General features: G+C 40.2%; 10 protein-coding genes. 1 reads left to right on the top strand and 9 read right to left on the bottom strand.

The window, feature by feature from the left end:
- Positions 1 to 17 precede the first annotated feature (17 nt).
- The 6 genes from Q1V93_RS13940 to Q1V93_RS13965 all read right to left on the bottom strand — a co-directional run bounded on the left by Q1V93_RS13940 (position 18) and on the right by Q1V93_RS13965 (position 3,368).
- Positions 18 to 449: a hypothetical protein gene (locus Q1V93_RS13940; protein ID WP_300665516.1), complete on the bottom strand. Its 432-nt coding sequence runs from the start codon at positions 447 to 449 to the stop codon at positions 18 to 20.
- Positions 450 to 505: 56 nt separating this feature from the next.
- Positions 506 to 1,009, bottom strand: coding sequence for a hypothetical protein (locus tag Q1V93_RS13945; RefSeq protein ID WP_300665518.1), 504 nt, complete (start codon positions 1,007 to 1,009; stop codon positions 506 to 508).
- 44 nt (positions 1,010 to 1,053) lie between these two features.
- On the bottom strand, positions 1,054 to 1,623 hold the full coding sequence (locus Q1V93_RS13950) for a GNAT family N-acetyltransferase (RefSeq protein WP_300665519.1): 570 nt from the start codon (positions 1,621 to 1,623) through the stop codon (positions 1,054 to 1,056).
- A gap of 261 nt (positions 1,624 to 1,884) precedes the next feature.
- A complete protein-coding gene (locus tag Q1V93_RS13955) occupies positions 1,885 to 2,274 on the bottom strand; it encodes an STAS/SEC14 domain-containing protein (RefSeq protein WP_300665520.1) in 390 nt (129 codons plus the stop codon).
- A gap of 169 nt (positions 2,275 to 2,443) precedes the next feature.
- Positions 2,444 to 2,884, bottom strand: a complete 441-nt coding sequence (locus Q1V93_RS13960; RefSeq protein WP_300665521.1) for an SRPBCC domain-containing protein — start codon at positions 2,882 to 2,884, stop codon at positions 2,444 to 2,446.
- 4 nt (positions 2,885 to 2,888) lie between these two features.
- Entirely contained in the window at positions 2,889 to 3,368 is a 480-nt protein-coding gene (locus Q1V93_RS13965; protein ID WP_300665523.1) for a DinB family protein, read from the bottom strand.
- Positions 3,369 to 3,496: 128 nt separating this feature from the next.
- Here Q1V93_RS13965 and Q1V93_RS13970 point away from each other — a divergent pair, with 128 nt between their 5' ends.
- Complete coding sequence (locus Q1V93_RS13970) at positions 3,497 to 4,480, top strand: helix-turn-helix domain-containing protein (protein ID WP_300665524.1); 984 nt, start codon at positions 3,497 to 3,499, stop codon at positions 4,478 to 4,480.
- Between the two features lie 52 nt (positions 4,481 to 4,532).
- Here Q1V93_RS13970 and Q1V93_RS13975 read toward each other — a convergent pair whose 3' ends face one another.
- From Q1V93_RS13975 to typA, 3 genes are all read right to left on the bottom strand, one after another.
- Complete coding sequence (locus Q1V93_RS13975) at positions 4,533 to 4,913, bottom strand: hypothetical protein (protein ID WP_300665525.1); 381 nt, start codon at positions 4,911 to 4,913, stop codon at positions 4,533 to 4,535.
- A 104-nt stretch (positions 4,914 to 5,017) separates the two neighbouring features.
- The gene (locus Q1V93_RS13980; protein ID WP_300665527.1) at positions 5,018 to 5,350 is read right to left on the bottom strand and encodes a hypothetical protein; all 333 of its coding nucleotides are present in this window, start codon (positions 5,348 to 5,350) and stop codon (positions 5,018 to 5,020) included.
- Positions 5,351 to 5,504: 154 nt separating this feature from the next.
- Positions 5,505 to 7,292: translational GTPase TypA (gene typA / locus Q1V93_RS13985; protein WP_300665529.1), on the bottom strand; the 1,788-nt coding region annotated here is incomplete at its 5' end.

Raw genomic sequence — 7,292 nt, forward strand, 5'->3', positions numbered from 1 at the left:
AAAAAACTGGCGCTTTATCAATTATCAAAGTAGTACAATTTCTTTCCGACATGAAAGGCTTCAGCAGCCAACTCCTTTTCATCAAACGTGACTTCCAATTTCAAACCGTCATATTCCCAGATATATCCTTCAATCTCAAACAGATCCATCGAGAATATTTCTCCGATGATCGGCGTTACTTTCGTTGGATTTCCAAGGTTATGAATGATATCCTGCTTACTTACATTGGTATTCGTGAGTGCAAATCCAACCACCTGATCCTTTTGCAATTTGTATTTATATCCCGTACAAATGTATTCTACCTGTTCCTGGTCATTCACTAAAGGGTAATTTACCCTGAACGAAACACGATGCTGATTGAGGATTGATTCCAGTTTTGTTCTGTTATCCTTCATTTTTACTCCGTTTAACCTGAATGTGATCTTCGATTCATCCGTTAGATTTTTCATCCAACCTGGATCCAATAATTCGATCTGCTTTGCAAAGAACCCGAACACCATTGTTTTTACTTTTCAAATACGTGATATGGCTTGGGGAAAAACACCCAGCGGCCGTTTATATGAACCCAGTATTTGAATGCGAGTCCTCTTTCAGCATCTTTTTCTCTCAATAGTGAGACTTTGTAAAAAACAACACCGAGCTGCAATTTTTCTAAAATTTGATCCATTCCCCCTGCGTAATTACCTTTCTGTTGTTCAATATCTTCGGTTGAAAAACGGTCAATCTGAACATCTGAAAACGTTTCATTTTCTTCCTTTGGATCAGCCTCAGCTTTGGACTTCATTGCTTCAATCGCTTTAAAATAAGTTTCAGCGTCTTGTTCTTTAAAAACCAATTTACACTCTTCCAATGTAGGAAGAGATCGGGCAATTAATTCTGTCATTGATTTTGAAGTCAGGTATTCCGCAAAATAGTTTTTTGCCTGGTCGGATTGATCTTGGGCAACTGTAGTCATAGTAACTAAAGTCATCATCATCACCGTGATCAGCGTGGAGATTTTTCGATTCATTGTTTTTTAGTATTGTTTTTTTTAGTTTAGAATTGGGTGAAGTTTTAGAGCGATTCTTTCTTCTTGAACTGAAGGTGTTCCATCTTTTTACCCGCCAATGTTTTTTCGCCGGCTATTTCGAATCCCAGTTTCAGATAAAGCTTTTTGGCATTCGGATTGTCCTGATCTACCAATAAGCCCAGTGTTTCATTGCGCTTCTCAACGTATTCCTCGATCAAAAACTGAAAGATTTTAGTGCCGATTCCTTTTCCCTGTTGGTTCGGACTCACACCCACACAATCAATGTAATACTCTCCGGCCTGCGTTTCATCTTCAGGGTTGAATTCCCTGTTAAACATGTTTTTAACTTTGTTCCCGACAGGTTCTCTCAATTCATTTAATCTTGCCCCGTCATACACAATGGCAGTTCCAACAATTTCTCCACCGGATTCTGCAATCCAGCAATTTTCATAGGAATATTGATTGCCTTTTTCTTCCGTTAAGCTGCTCAAAAAGCAAAGCGCCTTCCCTGCTGATTTCTCCCCGATAAAGTTATAAACGATATCTTCCATTGCCAACATCATGAGGGAAGCAATGGTTTCAGATTCTTCCTGGTTTGCTTTTCTGATTAACATATGCGATTTGTCTGTTTCTAAAATAGATTCAGTTAATTCTTCCTTTAAAAATACAACTTATCTCGTATAACAAGCTTCACCCGGAGCATGAAATACCTTTCCATACTTCCACAAATGAAGAAAGCGGAAATGATGTTCCGCTCTTTCAACTGTTCGTTTGCATCCCCCTGTTTTCCGTAACGATTCTTTTAATCAGGTCTTTGGCGGAAGGAATCCTTTCCTCATCAAACCAAAATGTGAGATGAATACAATCCGTATCGTTTAATTACCCGGAGTTATAAATTCCAATGCTTCATCCAATTGCTCCTGATCAAAATACCTTTCTTCCAAAGCATGATTAAATAAATGAAGGATTTTGTTTTCAACAGTCACAATCGACTCCATCACTCCTGAATGAGAAACTACAGCGCATCGTCCTATTTTTCCGAAGTGTTTGATTCCCCATAATTCCCCCTGAAAAAAGCCTTTCAAAGACATGTCTTTAAGCACCGACAAATCTTTCACCTTGATCAGAATGTTTACGTGTTCAAACCCCTGATCCAATTTTTCCTGGAAAAGCTGTTCGATCAATAAGGCATCAGCTTCGGTGAATGTCCCGGACAACTCAAAAGCAAGCGCATTTTTCTCGAATTTTTTAATTTGATTTATCATAATGGCTATTTTATTGCCATAAGTTAAGCAATTGAATCTTCACATGTATTCCTTCGGGTAAATTCTTTTCTAAAAAACAAAAGAGCGAAGACTAAGCTCCGCTCTGAATGATGATTTCTCAATTTGAATCAGTGAAAGAAGGAATCTCAATGATAACTTCAGCTTCTTTTTATTTACCATCCTGAATCAAAGGAATCAGTTTTTCTTCCAGGTATTTTGACCAGGTTGGTGCGCAGGCATTATAACATGCTACTTCGGGGGTCAATCCCTGATGCGTGAAAATCAACTCCGTTTTTCCATCCTTTTCTGCAATATCAAACACCATTTTTGTTCCCGTCCATTCAGATTGATCTTCGATAAAAGTCAATGCACTTTCTTCAACCTGCCAGACAATGCGTTTATCCGGAATGACTTCTACCAGTTTCTGTTTGGAGTAATGTGCACCTTCTCCGGCGCGGAAACTAAACTCATCATGGAGTTTTTCGGATGAACCGGTAATTTCTTCGGAGAACAAGCCAAACCACCAGGAGCGAACGTTGCTTATTGCCTTAAAAACATCCCCCGGAGTTCGGTCCGTAATAATCGTAAATGTGAAATCTTTCTGTTCCATAATCTTATTTTAATAATACCAATTGCCCCGTATGATAAGCCAGGTGCGTTGTTCTGGTTAAAATGATGTTCAGTTTGTTGCGGTGAGGTTCATTCGCAAAATCGCTTTCGGAAACAGCTGTATGTCTCTGAAACCAATCCTCCGGCTTCACGGCATCAAATCGTTGTTTTAAATCGGTGTTCTGTTCTTCCCATAGTTGTCGCAATTCCTTAACGGAAGGAAGTTCAGTTGTTGCTTTGTCCGGTAATTCAATAAAAGGTCGCTTCAATTCAGGATATGCCTTTTTTCCCATATCGAGCAAGATTAGCATATCGTCATGAACGGCAATCAGGTGTCCGAGTAAATACGTTCCCCTGTTTTTTCCGGGAGCAATTTCCCTTTCCAATTGTTCATCCGAAAGTGATTGCAGCAAGGTGTCGCAGCTTTTTACAGATGCCTCCCATCTGTCCATGATCATTTTTACTGTTGTGAGATTCGTTGTCATCATGTATTGTATCAGTTAAAATCGTTTTTTCAAAGCTACAACTTAGCTCACTCCTTTAAAAGTGTCTAAAAAGACATTAAACGGGTTGATTTAGACAAAATGATAGTGTACTTTTGGAAAAAAACGAGATGAAACATCTGACTATTTTGGTTCCGGACGGGGAAGGCAATAACCTGAGCAGCATTGTAGGAGCTTATAAACTCTTTTCCAGGGCGAATGAGTATTGGAAACAAAGTGGAAAGGAACAGCTGTTTAACATCCAACTGGCCGGTGTTTCGACCGAAATTCAGTATTACGACGGATTGTTTTCCGTCAAACCGCATACTCACATTTCAACTATCACAAAAACAGATCTGATCATTATTCCTTCTCTGAATCATCGCTATGAAACCGCCATTACTCAAAATGGGCCACTGATCAATTGGGTGAAAATGCATTATGAACTCGGAGCGGAAGTAGCAAGTATTTGCACCGGAGCGTTTATCCTGGCTTCAAGTGGTTTATTAAATGACAAAAAATGTTCTACACATTGGGCCGCAGCCAGTCAGCTCAAAACGATGTTCCCGGAAGTGAACCTGGAGCAGGATCGTTTGATAACGGATGAAAAAGGAATTTATACGAATGGCGGCGCTTATTCTTTTCTGAACCTGATGATTTACCTGATTGAAAAATACTTTGACCGGCAAACCGCCATTTTATGTTCGAAGGTATTCCAGATCGAATCGGATAGAAACAGTCAATCGGAGTTTGTGATTTTCAACGGGCAAAAAGTACATCACGATGACGCCATCAAACAAGCTCAGCTATTCATTGAAAGTCATGTAAGCGCTAAGATTTCTATTGAGCAGCTCGCTTCACAATTTGCCATTGGCCGCAGAAATTTTGACAGAAGATTCATCAAAGCAACCGGAAACACTCCTGTCGAGTACATGCAGCGCGTCAAAATCGAATCGGCTAAAAAAGCATTTGAAACCAGTGGGAAAACAATCAACGAAGTGATGTACGAAGTCGGCTATTCCGATATGAAAGCATTCCGGGAAGTCTTTCGAAGAATTACGGGCGTTTCACCACTGGAATACAAAACAAAATACAATCATCCTGTAACGTCCTGAAAAATTACCTGAACTCCAAAAGACAACTCTTTAACTTTTACCTTTTCAATTCTCAATTTTCAATTCTATTCAATTTCCACGTCTCCAGATCGTCCTCCGGATAATCTCCCAATTGATTCCAGATTTCAACACGGTCAATCATTCCGTTTGTAAAATGAACGATCGTTTCTGCCTGGATCTTCAATTCGTCGTTGAGCAATTCAACGTTGGACAATTCAGGAGTCGACTCACCGAATAGTTCGTGCAACTGAGCATCCGTCAACCAAAATTCTTTTGCAGCCTTTCGGTATTCAATAAAGATAAGAAGCCCGGAGCCTGTATGCTCGTATTCCACTTCCTCCAGGTGTTCCAGCTGTTTGGTAATTTGTTCTTCGTATTTCTCACCCTGCAAGGTTGCAGTAATGATGTCTAAAGTAAGTTTTGATTCTATCATGTTTTTTCTTTTGTCTTGTACAAGAGTCAGTTCAAAGGTTCAAAAAGTTTAAAGAGTTCAATTTGAACATTTGAACATTTGAACATTTGAACATTTGAACATTTTTAAATATCTCTTGCCAAAAGTTTAGCCGAAACTTTATACGTCGCGGAATATGAAAGTCCTGACTGGCGGGATTTAAAGGTTTTAAATGCTTTTTGATACCATTGTGGATCAGTTGCTTTCTTCTTCAGATTCTCATGGGTGATGACATCATACAATTCACCATTCAACCATGGTTCAATTCCATAAATTCCAATTCCGAAATACTCCGCTCTTTCAAGCACGATTTCGAAATCTGCCTCTGAAAAAAACGGAACATTCTCCCCGTCGAATCCATCATTCAGCTTTTCCAGGCCTTTAAATACATTTTTTTCTAAAAATTCAATTTGTTCCATATTATTGGGATGCTTTTTTTGACTTGTCGTAAAAAAAGCGAATCCGGTTGGTACTGGATCCGCTTTTGAATATTTATTAGAATTTCCTCCCCCTTCAAAGGGGAAACCTTACATTCCTCTAAAAAAAGAGAATGAACGGAGTCGGAAGTCCCGATTATTTTCCTGAACGCTTACGCTCTGCTTCTTTCAACAAGATTTTGCGGATACGTAAGTTTTCCGGTGTTACTTCTACGTACTCATCTCCCTGAATGTATTCCAGACATTCTTCCAGGCTGAAGATTTTTGCAGGTGCCAAACGCACTTTTTCGTCTGCTCCTGATGAACGCATGTTAGACATCTTTTTGGTCTTCGTTACGTTCACACACAAATCTCCTGCACGTGAGTTTTCACCGATTACCTGTCCTTCGTAAACGTTTTCGTTCGGGTTGATGAAGAATTTACCACGCTCCTGCAAGTTGTTCAAAGAGAACGGAATTGAAACCCCTTGCTCCAACGAAATCATGGATCCGTTCTGACGTCCTGGAATTTCTCCTTTGTACGGTTGATACTCCAGGAAACGGTGAGTCATAATTGCTTCACCAGCCGTTTGTGTCAACAAGTAGTTACGCAATCCGATAATTCCGCGAGACGGAATCTGGAATTGAATAATCATACGTGCTCCTTTCGGTTCCATATTCGTCATTTCACCTTTGCGTTTCGTAACAGCCTCAACAGCTGTTCCTGAAAACTCTTCCGGTAAATCGATCGTCAATTCTTCAACCGGCTCACATTTCACACCATCAATTTCTTTGATGATAACTTGTGGCTGACCTACTTGCAATTCGTATCCTTCACGACGCATCGTTTCGATCAAAACCGATAAATGCAATACACCACGACCTGCAACGATCCATTTATCTGCTTTATCTGTATCGGAAACCCGCATCGCTAAGTTTTTCTCCAATTCTTTTGTCAAACGCTCCTGGATGTGACGGGAAGTTACTTTCTTTCCTTCTTTTCCGAAGAACGGTGAATCGTTGATAGAGAACAACATGTTCATCGTTGGCTCATCGATAGAAATAGATGCCAATGGCTCCGGATTTTCTGCATCACAGATTACATCTCCGATTTCGAAACCTTCGATTCCTGTAACAGCACAAATATCTCCTGCAGCAACTGATTCTACTTTACGACGTTCTGTTCCATCAAACACGAACAATTCTTTCACGCGGTGTTTCTCTTGAGTTCCATCGCGTTTTGCCAAAATGATCGGTTGGTTTTCTTTCAAATCTCCACGGTGCAAACGACCGATAGCGATACGTCCGACGTAAGTAGAGAAATCCAAAGAAGTGATCAGCATTTGTGTATTTCCTTCTTCGATCTTACGAGGCGGGAAATAGTCCAAAATTTGATCCAGCAAATCAGAAATATCTGTTTTTGGTTGTTTCCAGTCTGTCGACATCCAACCGTTTTTAGCCGAACCATAAATGGTAGGGAATTCCAATTGTTCTTCGTTTGCGTCCAATTCGAACATCAAATCGAATACTTTTTCATGAACTTCATCAGGAGTACAGTTGTCTTTGTCAACCTTGTTGATTACCAACAATGGTTTGATTCCCATTGACAATGCTTTTCCTAATACGAAACGTGTTTGTGGCATCGGACCTTCAAAAGCATCCACCAACAAACAAACCCCGTCAGCCATGTTCAATACACGCTCTACCTCTCCACCAAAGTCGGCGTGACCAGGAGTGTCGATGATATTGATTTTTGTTCCTTTGTAAGAAACGGAAACGTTTTTAGATACGATGGTAATTCCGCGTTCGCGCTCCAAATCGTTGTTGTCCATGATCAATTCTCCTGTCGGACGATCACGCTCATTCACTACGTTTCCTGCCTCAATCATTTTGTCAACCAATGTCGTCTTACCGTGGTCAACGTGTGCAATAATTGCGATGTTTCT

Source organism: Fluviicola sp. (assembly GCF_030151805.1).
GTDB lineage: Bacteria > Bacteroidota > Bacteroidia > Flavobacteriales_D > Crocinitomicaceae > Fluviicola.